Annotated in this window: 26 protein-coding genes; 19 read left to right on the top strand and 7 right to left on the bottom strand. The window is 67.2% G+C overall.

Going from position 1 to position 21,179, the window contains the following annotated elements; translation table 11 throughout:
* Positions 1-7 precede the first annotated feature (7 nt).
* The 7 genes from ribBA to GZH52_RS06460 all read left to right on the top strand — a co-directional run bounded on the left by ribBA (position 8) and on the right by GZH52_RS06460 (position 5,173).
* Positions 8-1,120 (top strand): bifunctional 3,4-dihydroxy-2-butanone-4-phosphate synthase/GTP cyclohydrolase II, encoded by a 1,113-nt coding sequence (gene ribBA, locus GZH52_RS06430; RefSeq protein WP_163315662.1) that lies wholly within the window; start codon positions 8-10, stop codon positions 1,118-1,120.
* A 113-nt stretch (positions 1,121-1,233) separates the two neighbouring features.
* On the top strand, positions 1,234-1,701 hold the full coding sequence (gene ribH, locus GZH52_RS06435) for a 6,7-dimethyl-8-ribityllumazine synthase (protein ID WP_163315663.1): 468 nt from the start codon (positions 1,234-1,236) through the stop codon (positions 1,699-1,701).
* 37 nt (positions 1,702-1,738) lie between these two features.
* Positions 1,739-2,194 (top strand): transcription antitermination factor NusB, encoded by a 456-nt coding sequence (gene nusB / locus GZH52_RS06440; RefSeq protein ID WP_136550980.1) that lies wholly within the window; start codon positions 1,739-1,741, stop codon positions 2,192-2,194.
* Positions 2,195-2,246: 52 nt separating this feature from the next.
* A complete protein-coding gene (gene thiL / locus GZH52_RS06445; protein ID WP_163315664.1) occupies positions 2,247-3,200 on the top strand; it encodes a thiamine-phosphate kinase in 954 nt (317 codons plus the stop codon).
* Complete coding sequence (locus GZH52_RS06450) at positions 3,197-3,682, top strand: phosphatidylglycerophosphatase A family protein (protein WP_163315665.1); 486 nt, start codon at positions 3,197-3,199, stop codon at positions 3,680-3,682. Before thiL ends, GZH52_RS06450 begins: the two co-directional genes overlap by 4 nt.
* 60 nt (positions 3,683-3,742) lie before the next feature.
* Positions 3,743-4,738: an FUSC family protein gene (locus GZH52_RS06455; RefSeq protein WP_163315666.1), complete on the top strand. Its 996-nt coding sequence runs from the start codon at positions 3,743-3,745 to the stop codon at positions 4,736-4,738.
* 72 nt (positions 4,739-4,810) lie between these two features.
* Positions 4,811-5,173, top strand: coding sequence for a hypothetical protein (locus tag GZH52_RS06460; protein WP_163315667.1), 363 nt, complete (start codon positions 4,811-4,813; stop codon positions 5,171-5,173).
* A 4-nt stretch (positions 5,174-5,177) separates the two neighbouring features.
* On the opposite strand, the gene GZH52_RS06465 is transcribed toward GZH52_RS06460, so the two are convergent.
* Positions 5,178-6,692 (bottom strand): cyclic-di-GMP receptor FimW-related protein, encoded by a 1,515-nt coding sequence (locus tag GZH52_RS06465; protein WP_163315668.1) that lies wholly within the window; start codon positions 6,690-6,692, stop codon positions 5,178-5,180.
* 96 nt (positions 6,693-6,788) lie between these two features.
* Between GZH52_RS06465 and GZH52_RS06470 the strand changes: the two genes are divergently transcribed.
* The 7 genes from GZH52_RS06470 (at position 6,789) to GZH52_RS06495 (ending at position 13,079) form a co-directional block, all read left to right on the top strand.
* Complete coding sequence (locus GZH52_RS06470) at positions 6,789-8,975, top strand: patatin-like phospholipase family protein (RefSeq protein ID WP_163315669.1); 2,187 nt, start codon at positions 6,789-6,791, stop codon at positions 8,973-8,975.
* Between the two features lie 73 nt (positions 8,976-9,048).
* A complete protein-coding gene (locus tag GZH52_RS06475) occupies positions 9,049-9,480 on the top strand; it encodes a transcriptional repressor (RefSeq protein WP_163315670.1) in 432 nt (143 codons plus the stop codon).
* The gene (locus tag GZH52_RS06480) at positions 9,477-10,409 is read left to right on the top strand and encodes a CobW family GTP-binding protein (protein WP_163315671.1); all 933 of its coding nucleotides are present in this window, start codon (positions 9,477-9,479) and stop codon (positions 10,407-10,409) included. The genes GZH52_RS06475 and GZH52_RS06480 overlap by 4 nt, the downstream gene beginning before the upstream one ends.
* Positions 10,406-10,534 (top strand): hypothetical protein, encoded by a 129-nt coding sequence (locus GZH52_RS16990; protein WP_275405043.1) that lies wholly within the window; start codon positions 10,406-10,408, stop codon positions 10,532-10,534. The genes GZH52_RS06480 and GZH52_RS16990 overlap by 4 nt, the downstream gene beginning before the upstream one ends.
* Positions 10,531-11,274: an ATP-binding cassette domain-containing protein gene (locus tag GZH52_RS06485; RefSeq protein WP_163315672.1), complete on the top strand. Its 744-nt coding sequence runs from the start codon at positions 10,531-10,533 to the stop codon at positions 11,272-11,274. The genes GZH52_RS16990 and GZH52_RS06485 overlap by 4 nt, the downstream gene beginning before the upstream one ends.
* Complete coding sequence (locus GZH52_RS06490; RefSeq protein ID WP_163315673.1) at positions 11,271-12,152, top strand: metal ABC transporter permease; 882 nt, start codon at positions 11,271-11,273, stop codon at positions 12,150-12,152. Before GZH52_RS06485 ends, GZH52_RS06490 begins: the two co-directional genes overlap by 4 nt.
* A gap of 30 nt (positions 12,153-12,182) precedes the next feature.
* The gene (locus tag GZH52_RS06495) at positions 12,183-13,079 is read left to right on the top strand and encodes a metal ABC transporter solute-binding protein, Zn/Mn family (protein WP_163315674.1); all 897 of its coding nucleotides are present in this window, start codon (positions 12,183-12,185) and stop codon (positions 13,077-13,079) included.
* Here GZH52_RS06495 and GZH52_RS06500 read toward each other — a convergent pair.
* The gene (locus tag GZH52_RS06500; RefSeq protein WP_163315675.1) at positions 13,063-13,737 is read right to left on the bottom strand and encodes a sulfite exporter TauE/SafE family protein; all 675 of its coding nucleotides are present in this window, start codon (positions 13,735-13,737) and stop codon (positions 13,063-13,065) included. The genes GZH52_RS06495 and GZH52_RS06500 overlap by 17 nt on opposite strands.
* Before the next feature lie 206 nt (positions 13,738-13,943).
* On the opposite strand from GZH52_RS06500, the gene GZH52_RS06505 reads away from it, so the two are divergent.
* Positions 13,944-14,726, top strand: a complete 783-nt coding sequence (locus tag GZH52_RS06505; protein ID WP_163315676.1) for an enoyl-CoA hydratase — start codon at positions 13,944-13,946, stop codon at positions 14,724-14,726.
* Here GZH52_RS06505 and GZH52_RS06510 read toward each other — a convergent pair.
* The 3 genes from GZH52_RS06510 to dapF are packed head-to-tail and all read right to left on the bottom strand — an operon-like array spanning position 14,723 to position 16,713.
* Entirely contained in the window at positions 14,723-15,253 is a 531-nt protein-coding gene (locus GZH52_RS06510; RefSeq protein ID WP_163315677.1) for a hypothetical protein, read from the bottom strand. The two genes, GZH52_RS06505 and GZH52_RS06510, sit on opposite strands and share 4 nt — an antisense overlap.
* 20 nt (positions 15,254-15,273) lie before the next feature.
* Positions 15,274-15,879 (bottom strand): DUF484 family protein, encoded by a 606-nt coding sequence (locus GZH52_RS06515; protein WP_163315678.1) that lies wholly within the window; start codon positions 15,877-15,879, stop codon positions 15,274-15,276.
* Positions 15,880-15,882: 3 nt separating this feature from the next.
* Complete coding sequence (dapF, locus tag GZH52_RS06520; RefSeq protein ID WP_163315679.1) at positions 15,883-16,713, bottom strand: diaminopimelate epimerase; 831 nt, start codon at positions 16,711-16,713, stop codon at positions 15,883-15,885.
* 107 nt (positions 16,714-16,820) lie between these two features.
* Here dapF and GZH52_RS06525 point away from each other — a divergent pair, with 107 nt between their 5' ends.
* The 3 genes from GZH52_RS06525 to GZH52_RS06535 are packed head-to-tail and all read left to right on the top strand — an operon-like array spanning position 16,821 to position 18,824.
* Positions 16,821-17,432, top strand: a complete 612-nt coding sequence (locus GZH52_RS06525; RefSeq protein WP_163315680.1) for a TetR/AcrR family transcriptional regulator — start codon at positions 16,821-16,823, stop codon at positions 17,430-17,432.
* 46 nt (positions 17,433-17,478) lie between these two features.
* Positions 17,479-17,982, top strand: a complete 504-nt coding sequence (locus tag GZH52_RS06530; protein WP_163315681.1) for a DUF4442 domain-containing protein — start codon at positions 17,479-17,481, stop codon at positions 17,980-17,982.
* Positions 17,979-18,824 (top strand): crotonase/enoyl-CoA hydratase family protein, encoded by an 846-nt coding sequence (locus tag GZH52_RS06535; RefSeq protein ID WP_163315682.1) that lies wholly within the window; start codon positions 17,979-17,981, stop codon positions 18,822-18,824. The genes GZH52_RS06530 and GZH52_RS06535 overlap by 4 nt, the downstream gene beginning before the upstream one ends.
* 214 nt (positions 18,825-19,038) lie before the next feature.
* Here the strand turns inward: GZH52_RS06535 and GZH52_RS06540 are convergent, their stop codons facing one another.
* Positions 19,039-19,803, bottom strand: a complete 765-nt coding sequence (locus GZH52_RS06540) for a sulfite exporter TauE/SafE family protein (protein WP_163315683.1) — start codon at positions 19,801-19,803, stop codon at positions 19,039-19,041.
* 117 nt (positions 19,804-19,920) lie between these two features.
* Here GZH52_RS06540 and GZH52_RS06545 point away from each other — a divergent pair, with 117 nt between their 5' ends.
* Positions 19,921-20,610 (top strand): Clp protease ClpP, encoded by a 690-nt coding sequence (locus GZH52_RS06545; RefSeq protein ID WP_163315684.1) that lies wholly within the window; start codon positions 19,921-19,923, stop codon positions 20,608-20,610.
* A 40-nt stretch (positions 20,611-20,650) separates the two neighbouring features.
* Here the strand turns inward: GZH52_RS06545 and GZH52_RS06550 are convergent, their stop codons facing one another.
* Positions 20,651-21,178 carry a hypothetical protein gene (locus GZH52_RS06550; RefSeq protein WP_163315685.1) on the bottom strand — a complete coding sequence of 176 codons (528 nt, stop codon included), beginning with the start codon at positions 21,176-21,178 and terminating at the stop codon, positions 20,651-20,653.
* Between the last annotated feature and the right edge of the window lies 1 nt (position 21,179).

A 21,179-nucleotide genomic window follows, 5' to 3' on the forward strand; every position in this document is an offset into this window, starting at 1 on the left:
CTGAAAAATGAAGATCTCCCCCATCCAGGACATCATCGACGACATCCGCGCCGGTAAGATGGTCGTGCTCGCCGACGCCGAGGACCGCGAGAACGAGGGTGACCTCGTGATGGCGGCCGAGCACGTAAGCGCCGACGCGATCAACTTCATGGCCAAGCACGGACGCGGCCTGATTTGTCTCACGCTGACCGCCGACAAGTGCGAGGCGCTCGAGTTGCCGCTGATGACGAGCAAGAACGGCACGCCCTTGGGCACCAACTTCACGGTGTCGATCGAGGCGGCGCGCGGGGTGACCACCGGCATCTCGGCGGCCGACCGCGCGCGCACCGTGCAGGCGGCCGTCGCGCGCGACGCGCAGCCGTCGGATCTCGTGCAGCCGGGGCATATCTTCCCGCTCAAGGCGGTCGAGGGTGGGGTGCTCGCGCGTGCGGGGCACACCGAGGCAGGGTGTGACCTTGCAGGGCTGGCAGGCCTCGCGCCCGCTTCGGTGATCTGCGAGATCATGAACGACGACGGCACCATGGCGCGCATGCCCGAACTGATCGCCTTCGCCGAGCAGCACGGCCTGAAAGTGGGCACCATCGCCGACTTGATCGCCTACCGCAGCCGCACCGAGAGCCTGGTCACCCGCACCGGCTCGCGCGAGATCGTCACTCCGTTCGGCGAGTTCGTGCTGCACGTGTTCCGCGACACCACCGGCGAGGATACCCACCTCGCGCTGGTCAAGGGCGACATCCGCGCCGACGAGGAAGTGCTGGTGCGCGTGCACGAGCCCCTGTCGGTGATGGACCTGCTCGACCCGCTCTCCAGCGCGCACAGCTGGACACTGCCGTTCGCGCTGGAAACAATTGAAGAAGCGGGCAAGGGGGTGGTCATCCTGTTGCACCGGACCGAGAGCGGCGACGACCTGGCCGCCCGTGCACTGCCGGTAGCCGGCGAGGCGACGCCGCGCGCGGCGTGGGACAGCAAGTCTTTCGGCATCGGTGCGCAGATGCTCAAGGCGGTCGGTGTCGGGCGCATGCGCCTGATGGCATCGCCGGTCAGCCTGCCGTCCATGGTCGGTTTCGACCTCGAGGTCGCCGGCTTCTGCCAGCCGCAGTCGCTGCATATCGATATCTGACCCTTGTTGTTGCCCGCGCCCGGTACCGCCCACGTGCGCGGGCGCGCGTTTTCCGGTAAAATCCCGCGCCTTGCCGCGCAAGGCGCGCCCACCCCTATGAGCAGGAGAGCAGCATGCTGGACGCCGTCCGTCGTATCGAATCCAACCTCAACGGCCAGGGCCTTCGTGTCGGCGTCGTGATGAGCCGCTTCAACGAGGATGTCTGCCACGGTCTGCGCGACGCCTGCCTGTCCGAGCTGTCGGTGCTGGGCGTCGCCCCGGCCGACATCACGCTCGCGTCGGTGCCCGGCGCGCTGGAAATCCCGCTGGTACTCAAGACCATGGCCGCGAGCGGCCGCTTCGACGCGCTGGTCGCGTTGGGTGCGGTGATCCGCGGCGAGACCTACCATTTCGAGTTGGTTTCCAACGAGTCTGGCGCCGCCGTTACCCGCGTGACGCTGGACGCCGCCTTGCCGATCGCCAACGCGATCCTGACCACCGAAACCGACGAGCAGGCCGAGGTGAGGATGGAAGAGAAGGGTCGCGACGCGGCCCGCGTGGCGGTCGAGATGGCCAACCTGCAAAAAGCCCTGCGCGGCTGAGCTTCTGCCGCGCCCGATCTTTAATAAGGACAACACCATGAAAACCGCACGCCGCCGCGCCCGCGAGTTTGCCGTACAAGGCATCTACGAGTGGCTGCTGAACCCGGAAACCCCGGCTTCGCTGATCGAGAAGCACCTGCGCGAGAACGACTACTTCGTCAAGGCTGACGAGGCGCTGTTCCGCAACCTCCTGTACACCGTGATCAAGGACGCGGCCGAACTGGGGCCGCTGGTCGACCGCTACCACGAACGCAAGGCCGAGGAAGTCAGCCCGGTCGAGCGTTCGGTACTGCTGATGGCTGCGATGGAACTGACCCAGCTGCCGGAAACACCGTACCCGGTGATCATCAACGAGGCCATCGAGATCACCAAGACCTTCGGCGGCACCGACGGCCACAAGTTCGTCAACGGCGTGCTCGACAAGCTCGCCGCCGACGTCCGTGCCGAAGAGGTCGCCCGCCAGAAGTCGCGCCGCCAGGGCGCGCAGGGCTGAGTCTGTCACCCGCTACACGCACACCCGCCAAGGCGGGTGTTTTTTTGCCCAGATGAACGAATTCCAATTGATACGCCGCTATTTCGACCGTCCCGCGCCGGGCGCCGTGCTCGGAGTGGGGGACGACGCGGCCATCCTCGCGCCGACACCCGGAATGGAGCTGGTGGTGACCAGCGACATGCTGGTCGAAGGCAGGCACTTCTTTGCCGGCGTCGACCCCGAGTCGCTCGGCCACAAGACGCTGGCGGTCAACCTGTCCGACATCGCCGCGATGGGTGCGCGCGCGCGTTGGGCGACGCTGGCTATCGCGCTGCCCGAGGCCGGCGAAGCGTGGCTCGCCGCGTTCTCGCGCGGGTTTTTTGCGCTGGCCGACCGTTTCGGGGTGGACCTCGTCGGCGGGGACACCACCCGCGGGCCGCTGACGCTGTCGGTCACGCTGATCGGCGAAGTGCCTGCCGGACAGGCGGTCCGCCGCGACGGCGCGCAGGCGGGGGACGATATCTGGGTGAGTGGCGAACTCGGCGGGGCTGCGCTGGCGGTCGCGTGGCGGGGCGGCCGCGCGCCGGACGCCAGCTTCGACGCCATCCGCTACGCCGAACGACGGCTTGACTGGCCCGAGCCGCGCCTGCAGCTGGGCGAGCGCCTGCGTGGCCTCGCCAGCGCCGCGCTCGACGTCTCCGACGGGCTCTGCGGCGATCTTGCGCACCTGTGCGAGCGCTCGGGCGTCGCCGCCGAGCTGTGGCTATCCGCGCTGCCTTGCGCCGAGGCGTTGTTGCCGCTGCGCGTCCGGGCGCCGGCGCTCTTTGCCGCCGGTGGTGACGATTACGAGTTGTGCTTTACCGCGCCGCGCGCGCACCGCGCGGCCATCGAGGCGCTGTCTGCCGAGTTGGGTTTGAGGCTCACCCGCGTCGGTGCCGCGGTTTCCGGCGAGGGGGTCCGCCTGCTGGATGTGCCCGGCGGCACGCCCGTCTTCCTAACGCATGCGAGCTACGATCACTTCCGATGACGAAACCCGACTTGCGTTTCCTGTTGGCCCACCCGGCCCACTTTCTTGCCCTGGGCTTCGGTAGCGGCCTCGCACCGCGTGCGCCCGGCACCTTCGGCACGCTCGCCGCGTTTCCGCTTTACGCCTTGTGGGCGTGGCTTGGGCTGCCCGAAGGGTTGATGCTGCTGCTGGTCGGCTTCCTGTTTGTCGCGGGCGTGCCGATCTGCGCGCGGGCAGGGCGGTCGCTCGGCGCGCACGACCCCGGCGCCATCGTGTGGGACGAGATCGTCGCCATGCTGCTGGTGCTGATCTACGCGCCGCCTACCGCGGCCGGCTGGTTATTGGCCTTTGCGCTGTTCCGCCTGTTCGACATCGTCAAGCCGTGGCCGATCCGTCTGGTCGATGCCCGGGTCGGCGGCGGGCTGGGCGTGATGCTCGACGACCTGTTTGCCGCCGTCTTCGCCCTGGCCGTCCAGGCGGGCGTGTGGCACGTGTTCGCCTAGGGGCGCGCACCACGCATTGAGCTCGTCTACAACGGCAGGGTTGCCAGGAGGCTCTGACCGATGGACGCCAAGCGCCCTTTTTCGCCGCCGACGCGTGCCGATGCGCGTCGCGCCGGCCTGTTCGTGCTCGCGCTCGGCGTGCCGTCGGCCGGCGGCGTCGCCTGCGGCGAGCCGCTGCTGGGTGCCTTCGTCGCGCTGGGCGGCTTGTTCGCGCTGACCATCGATCCGCGCGCACGCGCCGCCTCGCGAACGGTGGCGGTGTTGGGAGGTGCGCTGCTGGTGGTCGGCTGTGCGGCGCTGGGGCTCCTGTTTGCCGGTCATCGCTGGGCGGCGCTGTCCGCACTGCTGCTGGCAAGCTTTCTCGCCGGCCAGCCTCGGCCCGAGCACGCCTATCTGAGCTTGCTGGGCAAATATGCGGCGTCTGCGCTGGTGCTTGCCGAACTGGGATTTCCTGCGACGGCGGCGCTGGGGGTTGCCTATTTAGCCGGTGCGCTGTTCGCACTCGTCCTCGCGCTGGCGGCGGGCTTCGAGCAGGCGACCGCATCGCCGTTGCGGGAGATCGGTGCCGTGCTGGGTGGCGACACCAATGGCCCCTTGTACGGCATGACGCTGCCGCTGACCATCCTGCTGGGCACGCTCAGCGCCCAAGTGCTTCACTTCGTCGAGCCCGGCTGGGTCGCGCTGACCATCCTCTTTGTCATGCATGTGGACGACGCGCTGGCCTGGCGGCGCATCCGCGAGCGGGTCATCGGCACTTTGGCCGGCGTGGTGCTCGCCTGGCTGCAGCTCGTGTTCCTGCCCGGCGTCTGGCCGCTGCTTGCATCGATTGTCTTGCTGTCCGCAGCCTACCCGTACGCCTTGCGTGTCGACTACCTAGCATTCAGCGCAGTGGTGACCGCGCTCGTGCTGCTGCTGATCGACGTTGCCCGCCTGCCGGGGGGTGATCTCGGGCTGGTCGGCTGGCGCCTGTGGGCGACCTTGCTGGGGTGCGGCTGGGTCGCTGCCGCGCTGGTGCTGATGCACGCGCTGCGCCGTTTCATTCCGCGCTGGCGCTAAGCGGCTGCTCGCCGAACGGCCTTGTGCGTGCTATGATTCCGCCCCTTTGTCGTGACCCGTCACCTATAGCGCATGAGAGATCCCTGCGACCATTACACCGGCGACCTGATCGGTGGCCTGCGCAAGAAGCCGGGCCGCAAGCCGCTGGGCGAGCGCGCGATGACCGTGGCCGAGCGCAAGCGCCGTAGCCGCGAACTGCGCCGCAAGCGGCTGCAGGAGCTATCGGTGACGGTGGAACTCTCGCGCGAGGCACAAAAGTCGCTCGACAAGATGATCGAGTGGTGGGGGGTCAGCAAGAAGGAGGCGATCAACCGGGCCTTGCTGATCGCCTGCGCATCCCAGACGGGCCGGATCGGCACCCTGTTCGATACAGACCCTGCCTTTTACCAGCACCTGCCTCCGGTTGACGCCAGGTCGGGTGGGGGCAAGCGCTGAGGCTTCAGGCGCCGACCCTGTCCAGGGTTTCGAAGTCGACCTGCGCGGCTTCTTCGAAGGCAGCGGTGCGCTGTTTGACCCGGATCTGGTACGCCTTGCCGTTGGCGCTGAAGATCAGCGGCAGATCCCGCCGGGCCAGCCGCTCGGGGATCAGCAGCATCCTCGCCGAATTGCGCGCGTTCGCCTGGGTGACGTAGAGCGCCGGCAGCGGCGCCGAGTTTTCTCCGGACTCGCCTTCGGAGAGGCCGACCACCAGCGGGTTCTCCGCGATGATCTCGACCCCGACGCGGGTGCCGCCTTCGGCCAGCCGCTGAATGCGGCGGATCACGCCCAGCGTGCTGTCTAGCGAGGCGCTGGACAACCAGATCAGGCGTCCGAGTTTCAGCTGGTCGATGTCGCGGCCGAGGAACACCAGGCCGACGCCGGTCGGGCTCACGTCGCTGACTTTCCAGTTGTCTTCCTGCCCGCTGCCGACGCCCTGATAGAGCTTGAGCGCGAGGGCGATGCGCTCGAGGCCGACTTCGACGCGGGCGTCGGTATAAGTCGTCGTGCGCTCGTGGCGGCGCATCGACTTGCCGCCGTCCTGGCTCCAGCGGGTGGACAGCTTTTCCAGCAGCAACTGCCAGTCAGGCTCGGCAAGCCTGGGGACGGCCGAGAGCAGGCTGTCCGGGATCTTCTGCTCGAAGGCAAGCATCAGGTCGGCCAGCCGGTTAAGGACAGACTCGCCGGACCAGTAGCGGCAACCGTTGCCGGTGGTGCCGCGGCGCATCAGTTGTGGCGGCTGCGGCTTGTCGAGGTTGATCACGTACTGGAAGTCGGTCGCGACCGGCTCCCGCGTCAGGTGGACCTCTTCGATCAGGCGCTGCAACAGGCGGTCGACCCCCTCGATTTCCTGCGGCAGCAAGTTGTCGGTCTGCGCCAGATGCAGCATCGCCGCACGGATCAGCGTCGCTTCGCAACTGGCGGCGCCTTGCGACTCGTACGCGCGGATGGCTTCGCGGGCGAAGCCCTGCGACTCTGCGAATGCGTAGATGTGGTAAGCCTGCTGCCAGGTCGAACCGTCGGCGGACAGGTAGCGCAGGGCGCTCCACTTGATCAGGCTCAACTGGTGCTGCAGCGCGCGCAACGCGCACTGCTTGAGCGCGCCGTCGGTCGGCACCTTGCCGCGTTGCGCCTGGCGCAGGCAGATCTGGTAGCCGTTGGAGAGCTCGGACAAGTAGGACAGGATGCTCGGCAGGTGCAGTTGCGGCCGGCCGGTGTTGGCCAAGAGGTCGCGGCAGATCTTCTCGTGGAAGCTGTACGCCTTGTCGTCGACGTAGGCGAGTGCCTGCATGCGCTCGGCGAGCGGCACCTCGACGTCGGCGTTGAGCTTGGCGACCGCCTTGATGATTTCGATGAAGGTACTGTAGAACTCGGCCTCGGGCAGGTTCTTGGCAAGCTGGGTGACGCTGGTTGCCGTGGCGTGGAACGTCGTGCCACGACCGGCGAGCGTGCCGAAAAAGGCCTTGAGGTCAAACATATCGTAAGATACTCGCTGTCTACAATTTTTCTTAACAATAGGCGATTCTACCCGTTTGCCGCCTTGCCGCGAAGGGATGTGCCGCCGTAAATCGCCATGAAACGCTTACTGTTTGTTGCAATCTTGCTCGGGCTGCTCGCCGGTCCGGTGCTGGCAGACGACGCTGCCCCTGCGCCGCGGATCGGCGTCGTGCTGGGCGGCGGCGGCGCGCGGGGCTTTGCCCATCTGGGGGTGCTGCAGGAACTCGACCGGCTGGGCATCCCGATCAGCTGCATCGCGGGCACCAGTGCGGGCGCGCTGATCGGCGGCATCTACGCGAGCGGCCAGCCGCTGGACAAGCTGGAAGCGACCTTCGCGCACACCGACTGGGACCAGCTCACCTCGGGCAAGCCCCGCCGCGAGGACGTGCCCTTTTCGCGCAAGCGCGAGGATGTCCGCAACTACCTAGACCTGAGCGTAGGCATCGAGGACGGCAAGCTCAAGCTGCCGCGCGGCGCGCTCAACTCGCAGGCGGTCGACCTCTATATCCGCTACCTGACCCAGGGTATCCCGGCCGGTGACTTCGACCGCTTGCCCATCCCGTTCAGGGCGGTGGCCACCGACCTTGCCAACGGTGACGCCGTCGTTTTCGACAAGGGCGACCTGGCGACCGCCCTGCGCGCCAGCATGGCGGTGCCGGGCGTCTTCGACGCGGTCGAGGTCGACGGGCGCCTGCTGGTGGACGGACTGCTCGCGCGCAACCTGCCGGTGTCCGACATCAAGGGGCGCTGCGCGGACGTGGTGATCGCCGTCGATGTCGGCGAGCCGCTGAAGAAGACGGAGGACATCCGCTCCTGGCTTGACGTGCTCACCCAGAGCCTGAATTTCGGCGTCAGCCGCAATGTTGCCGAACAGAAGAAGCTGTTGGGGCCGGACGACATCCTGATCACGCCCGCGCTGGGCGACACCCCGGTCACCGCGTTTGCAGACAGTCCGCGCATCGTCGCGGCCGGGCGGGCCGCGGCGCGTGCGCAGGCCGCTCAGCTGGCCCGCTACGCGGCGGACCCGGCGGTCTACCAGCTCTGGAAGGCTTCGCTCTCGCAAGCGACGCCGGGGCGGATCGAATCGGTCAAGGTCGACGCGCCCGCCGGGCGCAGCCGGCGCCTGCTCGAGGACAAGCTGGCCGTGCCGGCGGCCGGCCAGACGCAATCTGCTTTCCTCGCCAATTTGCAGGACGTGTTCGCCGAGGGCGACTACGACCGGCTCGCGTACCGGGTAGAGGGCGAAAATGGCGAGCGCGCCGTCGTTACTCCGCAGCCGCGCGCGACCGGGCCCGACCTGTTGCGTTTTGGCGTCAGCATGGAAGGGGCCAGCAACGGGGACGCGACCTTCGCGGTGCTGGCGAGCCACCGGCGCACCTGGGTCAACGAGGCGGGTGCGACTTGGTTTAACGAGGCGAGAATAGGCGAGAGCCTGTATTTCGGCAGCGAGCTCTACCAGCCGCTTGACCCGACGTCCCCGTTCTTCTTCGCCGGCGGCTTTCGCGTGAGCAAGGATGCCTTTTCGCTGTACACGCCCGAGCACGACCGGCGCGCCGACCTGAGCCTGCGCGACTCGCGGGTGTCGCTCTCGTCCGGGGTCGCGCTCGGCCGCTACGGCGAATGGCGGCTGGGCCTCTTCAGGGGGCAGGTCGACACCGGGCTCAGGGTCGGCGACCCGGGCGAATTTCCGAGTGCGAGCTACCGGCTGGGCGGCGTCGAGACCCGGCTGACCATCGACCAGGTCGACAACCCGCGCTGGCCCCGCAACGGTTACGCGGTGAGGGTCGAGGCGCAGCGCGCGCTGCCTGACTGGAGCTCGAAAGACTACGAGCAGCTGGTCAGCTACGACACCGGTTTCGATTACGTGCACACCACCGGCGCCGACCTGACCTGGCGGCTGACTGGCAAGGCGCGCGGCAGCACGCAGGAAGGCGCCAACATCGCGTCACTCGGCGGCTTCCTCAACCTGTCCGGCTACCAGAACGACGAGCTGCTCGGCCAGCGCGTGGCGCTGGCGCGGCTGATGGGCTATTGGCGGGTCGCCTCGCTGCCTTTCGCGCTGGGGACCGGCGTCTACGTCGGCGCGTCGGCCGAGCTCGGCCGCGTGTGGAACGGCCTGTGGGACGGCAAGGACAGCGAGTGGCTGCCGGCCGCGTCGGCCTTCGTCGGCGCGGATACGCTGTTCGGCCCGCTGTTCCTCGGCGTCGGCAACGGCAGGGGCGGGCGCTGGACGGCCTACTTCTACCTCGGGGCCGACTACTGAGCCGCTGCGGCGGCTTGACGAAGCAATGTTATAGTATAACAATCTCGCGTTTCGATCCGACCGGAGCGCGTCGATGAACACAAGCGACTATCTTGCCGCCGCCGACGCCGCCTGCTGCGCCAGCGGCACGCGGCTGACGGCCTTGCGCCGCCGCGTGCTCGAGCTGGTGCTGGGCTACCCGGGGGTGGTCAAGGCCTATCAGGTGCTCGCCGACTTGCAGGCCGAGCGAGGCGTCGTCGCGCCGCCCACCGTCTACCGTGCGCTCGACTACCTGGCACAGCAGGGCATGCTGCACCGGGTGGACGCGCTCAACGGCTATATCGTCTGCCACCATTTCGAGTGTACCCACCGCGCACTGATCCTCGCCTGCGAGCGTTGCGGCAAGGTCACCGAACTCTCCGGCGACGATGCCTTCGCCGCGCTGTCGGCTTCGGCCAGCGCCGCAGGCTTCGTGCCGCGCGAACAGACGCTGGTGCTCACCGGTTGCTGCAAGGAATGCGCATGAACAAGACCCCGATCAACCTGATTACCGGCTTTCTGGGCGTGGGCAAGACCACCGCCTTGCGCCACCTTCTATCCAATCGTCCGGCCGGCGAGCGTTGGGCGGTCATCGTCAACGAATTCGGCGAAATCGGCATCGACGGCGCGGTACTCGACGACGGCGAGTTGCCGGTTGCCGAGATCGCCGGCGGCTGCCTGTGCTGCGCGGCCGGCCCGCAGCTGACGGTGACGGTCGCCAAGCTGATCCGCCGCCACCGCCCCGACCGCTTGCTGATCGAGGCGAGCGGGCTTGCGCACGCAGCCGGCGTGATCGACGAAATGCGCGAGAAACCGCTTGCCGACGGCGTCGAGGTCGCTGCGACGCTGACGCTGGTCGACCCGCGCCAGTTCGTCGACCCGGATTACGCGCGCAACCCCCTGTACCGCGACCAGGTCGCAGTCGCCGACGTGCTGATCGCGACCAAGTGCGACCTCGCCGACGCGGTGACGCTCGCGCGCTTTGCCGAACAGGCCGGCGCCCTGTTTCCGGCCAAGGCGCTCGTCGCGCAGGTGGCCAACGGCGCGGCGGACCCGGCGTGGCTCGCCATGCCCGCCGCACCGCGTCCGCGTTACCGGCCGGCCGTGCCGCGCGGCGAGGCGGGCGGCTGGGTGAGCGCCGGCTGGTCGTTTGACGCCGACCGCGACTTCAACGGCGAGCGGCTGACCGAATTTTTCGACAGCCTGTCCGCGCGCGTACCGGGCCTGGTGCGCGCCAAGGGCGTGTTCCGCGTGCTGGGCAGCTGGGTGTGGCTCAACTGGAGCGCCGGGCAGTGGGGGGCGAGCCAGGTCGCTTGGCGACGCGACAGCCGTTTCGAGCTGATCGCGCCGGCCATCGACGAGGCCGCGATCGAGGCCGCGCTCGCCGAATGTCTGGACACGGAGGCGCATCCATGAGCACGAACCACCGTCCGCCACGCACCCTGCTGATGCGCTCTGCGCTCGAGCGATTGCTGGGGGCTAGCCTGCTGTTGGCCCTATTGTGGCTGCTCGTGTTCTGGGCGCTGGGGGAGGTCGCGTGAAGATCATCCTCGACAACCTGACCGTCTCCTACCGCCGCCACCCGGCGGTACACCACGCCAGCGGCACCTTCGCCGAGGGCGAGGCAACCGCCATTTTCGGCCCCAACGGCGCGGGCAAGAGCACCTTGCTCAAGACCATGATCGGCGCGCTGAGGCCGGACGAAGGTGCGGTGCACTTTGACGGCGGCTCGCTCGCCGATATCGCGTATCTGCCGCAGCAGTCGGAAATCGACCGCTCCTTGCCGGTGACGGTGACCGACCTGGTCGCCACCGGCCTGTGGCGGCGCACCGGCGCCTTCGGCGGCGTCGACGCGGCGTCGCTTGCCAAGGTCAGCGAGGCATTGGCCACCGTAGGCCTGTCCGGTTTCGCCTCGCGCACCATCGACGCGCTCTCCAACGGCCAGTTCCAGCGCGTGCTGTTTGCCCGCATCCTGGTGCAGGACGCACGGCTGATCCTGCTCGACGAGCCCTTCAACGCGGTCGACGCCAAGACCACCTTCGACCTGCTCGAGCTGGTGCGCCGCTGGAAGGAGGAAGGCCGCACGGTGATCGCCGTGCTGCACGACTACGAGCAGGTGCGCGCCTATTTCGCGCAGACCCTGCTCTTGGCGCGCGAAGTGGTCGCGTGGGGCGCGACCGCGTCGGTGCTGACCGACGACAACCTGCGCCGCGCGCTCGACAAGGTCGCCGTCTGGCACGCGCACGCGCCGGTCTGCGAGACAGCCAAGGAGGGCGCATGATCCTCGCCACGCTTTACGAAACACTGGTCGCGCCGTTCGCCGAATTCGCGTTCATGCGCCGTGCGCTGGTCGCGTCGGTCGCGCTGGCGCTGGGCTCGGCGCCGATCGGCCTGTTGCTGGTGATGCGCCGCATGAGCCTGATGGGCGACGCGATGAGCCACGCTGTACTGCCGGGCGCGGCCATCGGCTTCATGCTGGCCGGCCTCTCCTTGCCGGCGATGAGCGTCGGCGGCTTTGTCGCGGGCGTGCTGGTCGCCGCACTGGCCGGCATCGCCACCCGCTACACCTCGGTGCGCGAGGACGCGAGCTTCGCCGCGTTCTACCTGATGTCGCTGGCGGCAGGCGTGCTGCTCGTGTCGGTCAGCGGCAGCAACGTCGACTTGATGCACATCCTGTTCGGCTCGGTGCTCGCCGTCGACGACGCGGCGCTGCTTTTGGTCGCCTCGGTCGCGACGGTGACGCTACTCACGCTTGCCGTGATCTGGCGCGCGCTCCTGATCGAGTGCCTGGACCCGGTATTCCTCTTTTCGATGCGCGGGCACGGGCCGTGGTGGCACCAGCTCTTTTTGCTGCTGGTCGTGCTCAACCTGGTCGCGGGCTTCCAGGCGCTGGGCACCTTGATGGCGGTCGGCCTGATGATGCTGCCGGCGATCAGCGCGCGGCTGTGGGCGCGCAGCGTGGGCGGCATGCTGGTCGCGGCGGTGCTGATCGCGACGGCCAGCGGCGTGGGCGGCCTGCTGTTGTCCTACCACGTCGAATTGCCGTCCGGCCCGGCGATCATCCTGCTCGCCGGCGTGATCTACCTGTTGTCGCTGCTGGTGGGCAAGCAAGGCGGCGCGCTGCCGCGCTACCTGCGCGGGCGTCACCTCGCCGAGTAGGCAAACTTCCATCAATACACTGGAATGACCATGAAAAAAGCCCTCTTGTTTTCCGTCGTGTTCACGCTGACCGGCACGGTCTGGGCAGCGACCCCCATGCCGGTTGTCGCCAGCTTCAGCATCCTCGCCGACCTGACCCGCGAAGTGGGCGGAGAGCGGGTCGAGGTGGTGCCGCTGGTCGGCGCCGACCAGGACGCGCACGTCTACCAGCCGCGCCCGGCCGACGTGAAGAAGCTTGGCGCGGCGAAGGTCTTCGTCATCAACGGGCTGGGGTACGAAGGGTGGGTCGCCCGGCTTGCGAAAACCTCGGGCTTCAAGGGCGTCAACATCGTCGCGACCCAGGGTGTAAAACCCCTGCAAACCGGCCACGACGACCACGGCCACGCGCACGGCCATGACCACGGCGGCGTCGACCCGCACGCCTGGCACGACCCGAGGCGGGTCGTGCAGTACGTGAGGAATATCGAGGCGGGGCTCGCCAAGGCAGACCCGGCCGGGCGCGACTACTACCGCGACCGCGCCGCCGCGTACACGAAGAAAGTCGAGGCGGCCGACGCGTGGGCAGCCAGCCAGTTCGCCGCGGTGCCGGCCGCACAGCGGAAGGTACTGACCTCGCACGACGCGTTCGCTTATCTGGGTGACCGCTACCAGATCCGCTTCCTGTCCCCGCGCGGTGTCTCGACCGAGGCCGAGGCGTCGGCGAAGACGGTTGCCGCCTTGATCCGCCAGGTCCGCCAGGACAAGGTGAAAGCCGTGTTTGTCGAGAACATGAGTGACCCGCGGCTGATCGAGCAGTTGTCGCGCGAAGCGGGCGTCAAGGTCGGCGGACGGCTGTACTCGGACGCGCTCGCCGGCAGCGCGCCGGCCAATAGCTACCTCGGGTTGTTCCGCGCCAACGTCGGTGCCATCGTCAGCGCATTGCACTGACAAGCAGCCGTGCCAGCGGCCACGCGCCGCTGGCGACCACCGCTACGCCGGCGACGCGGCGTAGCCAGGGCTTTTGCAGCCAGGCGCGCAAGCGGCTGGCGAACCAGCCCATCAGCAACAGGTTGGGCAGGGTGCCCGCACCGAAGGCGAGCATGGCCAGCGCGCCGCCGGACGCGCTGCCGCTGGCCAGCGCCGAGAGCGACGCGCTATAGACCAGCCCGCAAGGCAGCCAGCCCCACAATGCGCCGACCAGAAGGGCCTGTTGCGGCGAGCGCACCGGGATCAGGCTGCGCGCGAGCGGCTGCAGGCGCCGCCACAAGGGCATGCCCAAGCGCTCGATGCGGGCGGTCCATCCCGACCAGCCGGCGATATACAGGCCCATCAGCACGATCACCACGTTGGCAAGCACGAAGAGCGCGACGCGCACGCTGGTGAACGCGGCGTGTTCCAGGATTAGCGCGCCCGCCGCGCCCAGCAGGGCACCGGCCAGCGTGTAGCTGGCGACTCGGCCGAGGTTATAGCCGAGCAGCAGCGTCCACGGTGCGCGGCCGCGGCCGCCGCCGCTCAGGGCCGCGACGATGCCGCCGCACATGCCAAGACAGTGGCCGCCGCCGAGCAGGCCTGCCATCAACAGGGCGAGGTAACTGGTTTCGAGCATGGTCGGTCCGGAAAAGCCTGCATTTTAACAGTGAAGTTGACGCTAGACTTCACGTTGGCTTGTCTATAACGCATGAGATACCCATTCGGGAAATCTGGGGTTTGTGCAAATGGGAAGTCTTTCATTTGCTCCGGCTGATTTTCAAGGGATAATTTACAGAGCTTCGTCAGCAGCGCATGCCGGCGGTTAATGGAACAGGAGACAATATGAAACCCGTCGTCGTCGAGAAACTGGGCTCGACCGCGATCGTCACGATCGCACACACCCCGGTCAACACGTTGAGCGAGCAGGTACTGCTCGAGATCGAGCAGACGGTCGGTCAACTGGCGCTGGACGAGCATGTCCGTGCCATCGTCCTCACGGGGGCCGGCGAGCAGTATTTCTGCGCGGGCATCGACATGACCATGTTCGTCAGCGGTGACAAGGCTCACGCCGCCGAAGTGGTCGACGCCTTCCGCCGCGCCCAAGGCGCGATCAAGTCGTTTGCCGGCGTGACCATCGCCGCGATCAACGGTTACGCGCTGGGCGGCGGGCTGGAACTAGCGCTCAGTTGCGACTATATGGTCGCCGAGCGCGGCGCGGTGCTGGGCATGCCCGAGGCAAGCGCGGGGTTGGTGCCCTTTGGCGGCGGTAGCAAGTCGCTCGCGCAGAAGGTCGGGCTCGCCTGGGCCAAGCGCATGATGCTCGGCGGCGAGACGCTGGACGCGGGAAAGGCGTACGACATCGGGCTGATCGAGGAAGTGGTCGAGCCTGGCTTCTCGAAAATCGTCGCGGTGAGCCTTGCCGGCAAGGTCGCTCGGCAAGGCGAGCAGGCGGTCATCCTGACCCGCAAGCTGATCGACGACAGTCTCTCGCGCGACATGGACGCGCAGCTTGCCGCCGAGAAGTTGGCATTTGTCAGCCTGGTCGGCAGCGCCGAGCAACTGGAAGGGGTGCACGCCTTCCTCGAAAAACGCAGCCCGTCCTGGGTCGTCGAGGACGAGGATTAGCCCCAAATCAGGAGGAGCCAGCCCACCAGCTGGCGCAGGGGCTCGGCCACCGCGGCAGCCAGCGCGCATAACAGCGCGCACCCGAACAGCGCCGCATGACTGACCGAGCGCCCGTCGCTGCAGGCGCAGAGGAAGGCCCAGCCTGCGTACAGGATGGCGGTTGTTGCGCCGGGCGAGAGCAGGTAGGTCGCGAGCAGGGCGGGAGAGTGTAGCGCCCCCAGCAAAATCCCGGTCTGTCCTGCGACGCACGCGAGCAGGAACAAGGCGCCCTTGCCCGAGAGCCATGTGCGGGTCAAGCCCGGCCGCACGCAGGCAGGCAGCCAGATCAGCGCGAACAGCGCGAGCCACAGGTAGCCGTAACTTAACGGCAACAGCCAGCGCCCCGCCTGCCAGGGCAGCAAGGTATCGAACACGCCCGCCAGCAGCAGGTAAGCGCTGGCGGCTGCCAGCACCAACAAGCCATGCGGTCGCGCCCGCGCCAGCCACAAGCCGTGCAGCGCATAAAAGGCGGGCAGTGCGGTCAGCAACCAGTGCGCCGCGACGCCCGTCAGGACGCGCGGGTCCGCCACAACGCCGCCGAAAGAAGTTCGGCGATCCGCGCCAGATAATCGGTGGCGACGCCGGCGGCAAAGCGTCCGCTGTCTTCGCTGGCAAATACGGCAAGGCCGAAGGCTGTGCCGTCCGGGCTTCTCAGCGCCGCCAGCGCGAACGACTCGGGCGCCGGACCCGCCGGCAGCAGGGCGATCACGCGCTCGCTGGCGTAGGGGCCGCAGTAGGGCTCCGTCAGCTGTTCGGCGTAGTCGGCGAGCGGGTCGGAAGATGCGTTGAATAGATAAAGCGCTGCGCGCGGCAGGCCGAAGGTGTCGGCAAAGCACGCGAGCGATGTGCGGATGCACGCCTCACGGCTGTCGGCACCCGCCAGCAGGCAGGCGAGGCGATGCAGGTGTCCGAGCAACACCTCGTTCTCGCGTGCCCGCTCGAGCAGTGCGCCCAGTTCGCCGCCCAGTTGGGCGACCCGGCCTTGCCAGGCCTTCAGTTGCAACTGCGAGAGCGGCAAGACCTTGCCTTCGCCCAAGGTGATGGGCAAGTTGGCGTGCTCGCGCACGAAGTCGGGGTTGGCCTGCAGCCACGCACGAACCTGGGCTTCCTGCATCGCTCAGACCTCGACTTCGCCGGTGAACACCGTGACGGCCGGCCCGGTCATCCGCACCGGCGTGTCGTCGCCTAGCCAACAGATGGTGAGGTCGCCACCGCGGGTGTGCACCTTGACTTCATGATCGAGCAAGCCCAGACGGATGCCGGCGACCACCGCGGCGCAGGCGCCCGTGCCGCAGGCGAAGGTTTCGCCGGCGCCGCGCTCGAACACGCGCAGGCGGATTTCCGTGCGGTTCAACACCTGCATGAAACCCGCGTTGACGCGTTGCGGGAAACGCGGATGCGCCTCCACGCGCGGGCCGACACCGGCGACTGGGTAGCTGTCCACGTCATCGACCACGATCACCGCGTGCGGGTTGCCCATCGACACGCAACTGACTTCGACAAGATCGCCGTCGACTTCCAGCGGGTAACGCAGGGCGGGGGCCTCGGCGGCAAACGGAATCTGGTCCGGCATGAAGCGGGGCAGCCCCATGTCGACGCTGATCGCGCCTTGCGCGTCCATTTCGGGCACGATCACGCCGCGCTGGGTTTCCACCCGGATCGCGCGCTTGTTGGTCAGGCGTTGCTCGGTCACGAATTTCACGAAGCAGCGGGCACCGTTGCCGCATTGCTCGACTTCGCTGCCGTCGTTATTGAAGATGCGGTAGCGGAAGTCGTTGTCCGCCGACTCGGGCGATTCGACCAGCAGCAGCTGATCGAAGCCGACGCCGAAGTGGCGGTCGCCCAACTGGCGGATTTTTTCCGGAGTGAGGGTGACGGTCTGGCGCACGCCATCGATGACGATGAAGTCGTTGCCTAGCCCGTGCATCTTGCTGAATTTGACTTTCATGCATGCGGCCCGATTGAGATAGCCGACATCATAAACGATGTTGCCGCACTGCGGCACTTAACGACATCGGCATTGACAGCTTACTGACCGGTAAGTAGAGTCGCGGCATGAAATGCGACCCGTCCGCACGCGGCGATACGCGCCGCAAGATCCTCGACCTTGCCGAAGGCCTGTTCCTTTCGCGCGGCTTTTCGGCCTTGAGCTACCAGCAAGTCAGCAAGGTGCTCGGCGTACGCAACGCAGCCATCCACTACCATTTCCCGCACAAGACCGACCTGGGTGTCGCACTGATCCAGCGCTACCGGCGCCGCTTCGAGCGCTTCGTCGACAGCCAGGCCGAACTGGGGGCGCTTGAGCAACTCGTCAACTATTTCGAGCTGTCGACCGTCTATTTCAGCCGCGACCGGCAGATTTGCCCAAGCGGCGTACTCTCCACCGAGTACCCGGCGTTGCCGGACGAAATGCAACGCGAGGCACTGGGCTTTATTGGGCAGATGCGCGCGTGGGCGGTCGCCATCGCGGACAAGGGCAGGGCGGAGGGCTGCATGCGCTACCCGGGCGAGCCCGAGGCGATGGGGCTTTTGATGTTCAGCGCACTGCAAGGCGCGCTGCAGCTGGCACGCATCGAGCCGGACATGCTTGTTGCCGTAAAGGCCCAGATTTGCCGGCTGCTGGACCTGCCGCCTGACGCCCTCGCTGCGGGCGGCACCACACCATAACAAGACGCCAAACAACCGGGCTTCGTGCCCGCACACGGGGAAATCCATGGCCTTAGTTCAAAACCGCATGAGCCGGATCGCCGGCAAGACCCGCGCCTTGCCGGCGCCGCTGCGCAGCATGGTGCTCAGCCGCGTGTTCGGCCGCGTCGTGCCGTTCCTGTCGACGGCAGGGGTGCGCTTCGAGGAAGTCGGCAGCCACCGCCTCGCCGTTTCGATCGCCAACCGACGCCGCGCGCAAAACCATATTCGCGGCGTGCACGCGGCCGCGATGGCACTGCTGGCGGAAACGGCGACCGGTTTCGTGGTCGGCATGAACATGCCCGACGACAAGCTGATGCTGCTCAAGTCGATGCACGTCGACTACCTGAAGCGCTCGCAAGGCGCGATGCGCGCGGTCGCCACCCTGCGCGACGACGACATCGTGCGCTTTCACCACGAAGAGCGCGGCGAAATCAAGGTGCCGGTCACCGTGACCGATGAGTCGGGTCAGGCGCCGATCGAATGTACGATGGTCTGGGCCTGGCTGCCCAAGAAGAAGGAGCAAAAATGAGCGACGCAAACAAGGGCTGCGCGGCCGTGCCTGCGCTGGAGACGTTCCGGGTCGAGCTGGTTGGCCAGGTCGCGCATGTGCGTTTTGCACGGGCGGACAAGGCCAACGCGCTGAACGAGACGATGTGGCGCGAGTTGGGCGAAGCCTTCACCTGGTGCGACGAGACGCCTGAGGTGCGCGCCGTGGTGCTGTCCGGCGAGGGGCGGCATTTTTCCTCGGGCATCGACCTGACCATGCTGATCGGTGTGCAGCAGGCCGTCGCCGACAAGTGCGACACGCGCAAGCGCGAGAAGCTGCGCCGGCTGATCCTGCAACTGCAGGACAGCGTCAGCAGCCTGGAGATGTGCGGCAAGCCGGTGATCGCCGCGATCCACGGCGCGTGCGTCGGCGGCGGCCTCGACATCGCCTTGGCGGCCGACTTCCGTTACGCCAGCCGCGACGCGGTGTTCAGCGTCAAGGAGGTCGACATGGGCATGGTCGCCGACGTCGGCACCTTGCAGCGGCTGCACCATGTGGTCGGCCAGGGCGTCGCGCGCGAGATGGCACTGACCGGCTGCGACGTGGACGCGGACCTGGCGCTGTCGTGGGGGCTGATCAACCGGGTATTCGATGACGCGCAGTCGCTGATCGACGCCGCGCTGTCGGTGGCGGCCTCGATCGCCGCCAAGAGCCCAGTTGCAGTGAGAGGCAGCAAGCACGTGATCAACTACAGCCGTGACCACAGCGTCGCTGACGGTCTGCAATATATCGCGACGTGGAACGCGGCGATGCTGATGTCCGAAGACATCCAGCAGGCGGTGATGGCGTCGATGAGCCGGCAGGTGCCTCAGTTCCGTAACTAAGGGGCAGGACTGTGCGGGCGGCACGCGATGTGCCGCCCTTTTTGTCGTTCAGTACTTCGCATAATGTACATTATGTAAAATAATGTGAGTACACATGGCATGGCACCGCCAGATATGTTCCAGGTGTAGTAATCGGCTACTACCCTGCATCGTCCCCGGCAACCTCCTCATCATCATGATGAAGCCTGCCGCGATCCCGCATGCCCTCTTCCCGCTAAGCGCCGCTAAACGTGTCCCAGGCCAGCTTGCAGATCAGCGTGCTGGTCAACAGCAGGAACAGGATGCGCACAAAACCGGCGCCCTTGGTGATCGCCAGTCGGGTGCCGACCATCGCGCCGGCCATATTGCACGCGGCCATCGGCAGCGCGTACGCGAAAATCACGTTGCCACTGGGGATGAAGAACAGCAGCGCGGCGACGTTGGTCGACAGGTTGACCACCTTGGCCGACGCGGACGCGTGCAGGAAGTCGAACGCGAAAAAGCGGATGAACAGGAACATCAGGAAGCTGCCGGTGCCCGGCCCGAACAGGCCGTCGTAAAAGCCGATCGCGCCGCCGATCAGCACGCCGAGCGCCATTTCCCGGCGGCCGATGGCCACCGGCTTGTGCAGCTTGCCGAAATCCTTCTTCCACAGCGTGTAGACCGCCATCACCACCAGCAGCACCAGCACCATCGGCCGCAATAGCTCCTTGGGCAGCAGGCTGACCGCGGCCGCCCCTGCGAACGACATCGCGAAGGCGGCGATGGCGGCTGGCAGCACCAGCGGCCACGCGATGTTCACCCGGCTAAGATAACTGCGCGCCGCCGACAGGGTGCCCACCGCGGAGGCGAACTTATTGGTGCCGAACAGCGTCGGCGCGGAGACTTGCGGCAGCGCGTTGAAGAGTGCCGGGATCTGGATCAGGCCGCCACCGCCGACGGCCGCGTCGATCAGGCCGGCCATGAAGGCGAATGCGCACAGGAAAGAAAGGGTCAGCATGAGGGATATGGCTAGATGGGTGCGATATTCTATGCCATAACACTGCGGTGGTTTCGCACTTTATTGCTTCAAGATGGTCTAAGAAAGTCGGAGCGACCCATGAACCAGGAGCACGCCATGAGCAGACGCTACCCCCAGCCCGCGCAGGTACCGGAAGAAGACGAAGGGATAGACGCGATCGTGCCGGCTTACCAGCGTTTCGAGAGCCAGATCACCGCCCGCCAGATCTCGTTCTACCTGTCTGGCGAGATCCTCGAGCCGCGCTATTACGCGGAAATCCTCTACACGCTGCGCACGGCGAGCGAGCACGACGCGGTGTTCTTCCACCTCAACACGCCGGGCGGCAACTTCGACAGCGGCCTGCAACTGATCAACAACATGCTGGCGACCCGTGCGCACGTGGTGACCGTGCTCGAGGCCCGCGCGTACTCGATGGGCGCCCTGCTCTTCCTGTCCGGCGACGAGCTGATCGTGCACGACAACTGCCAGCTGATGTTCCACAACTACACCTCCGCGCTGATGGGCAAGGGCAACGAGCAGCAGGCGCAGGTACTGGCGATCGGCAAGTGGTTCGCCAAGGTGATGCAGAACATCTGCCTGCCCTTTCTCAAGGACGAGGAGCTCGCGCGCATCCTGCGCGGCGAGGACATCTGGATGGAGTCGGAAGAAATCCGGCGCCGCCTCGTTCGCATGCTGCCGGACGAGGCGGAAGACAAGCCCAAGCGGCGCGGACGCAAGGCCTTGCCGGCAACGCTGGAGGCCGAAGCGGTTCCCTCCCCGTCAGCGCCTGCCAAGAGCAAGGCCTAGCCTTGTGGTGACAGGCGCGGGGCTGACCGCGAGCGACGGATCAGCCTGCCATCGCCGCCGGGTCAAAATCGCAGGGGGCGTTGTCGTGCGCCCAGGCACGCGTGCCCCGCCCTGCTTCGGCTTTCTCGAGCGCCGCCTTGCGTTCCGGCGTGTCAAACAGCGCGTCCCGGATCCGCGCGATGGCCGCGTACATGTCCTGCGGCCCCATCTGCGAGCGGGCGAGCACCCCGGGGCTGTAAGCGCAGTCGAACGCTCGGGTGAGGCGGTTGCCGGCGGCAAACTGTACGTCAGGCTTCGCGTCGGCGAGTGTCGCCAGCTTCTGCCAACTGCGCGCGACCTGCATCAGCGCCGCGTGGGAGACTCCCGAGTAATCCTGCCGGATCATGCGCCCCACGTCGTCGCGGACCAGGTCGCCGTCCCGATCCGGCAGAAACAGCCTGCCGGCCTCCTTTGCAGGCCGGGCCAGGCGCCCAAGCTCGGGCGCCGGCACCAGCGCAGCCAGCAAGGCAAACACAGCCAGCAGCGAGAAGGCCTGCCACAGGCGCCGGCGCGCGTGCAGGGAGGCCACG

Source organism: Crenobacter caeni (assembly GCF_010435965.1).
GTDB classification, from domain to species: domain Bacteria; phylum Pseudomonadota; class Gammaproteobacteria; order Burkholderiales; family Chromobacteriaceae; genus Craterilacuibacter; species Craterilacuibacter caeni.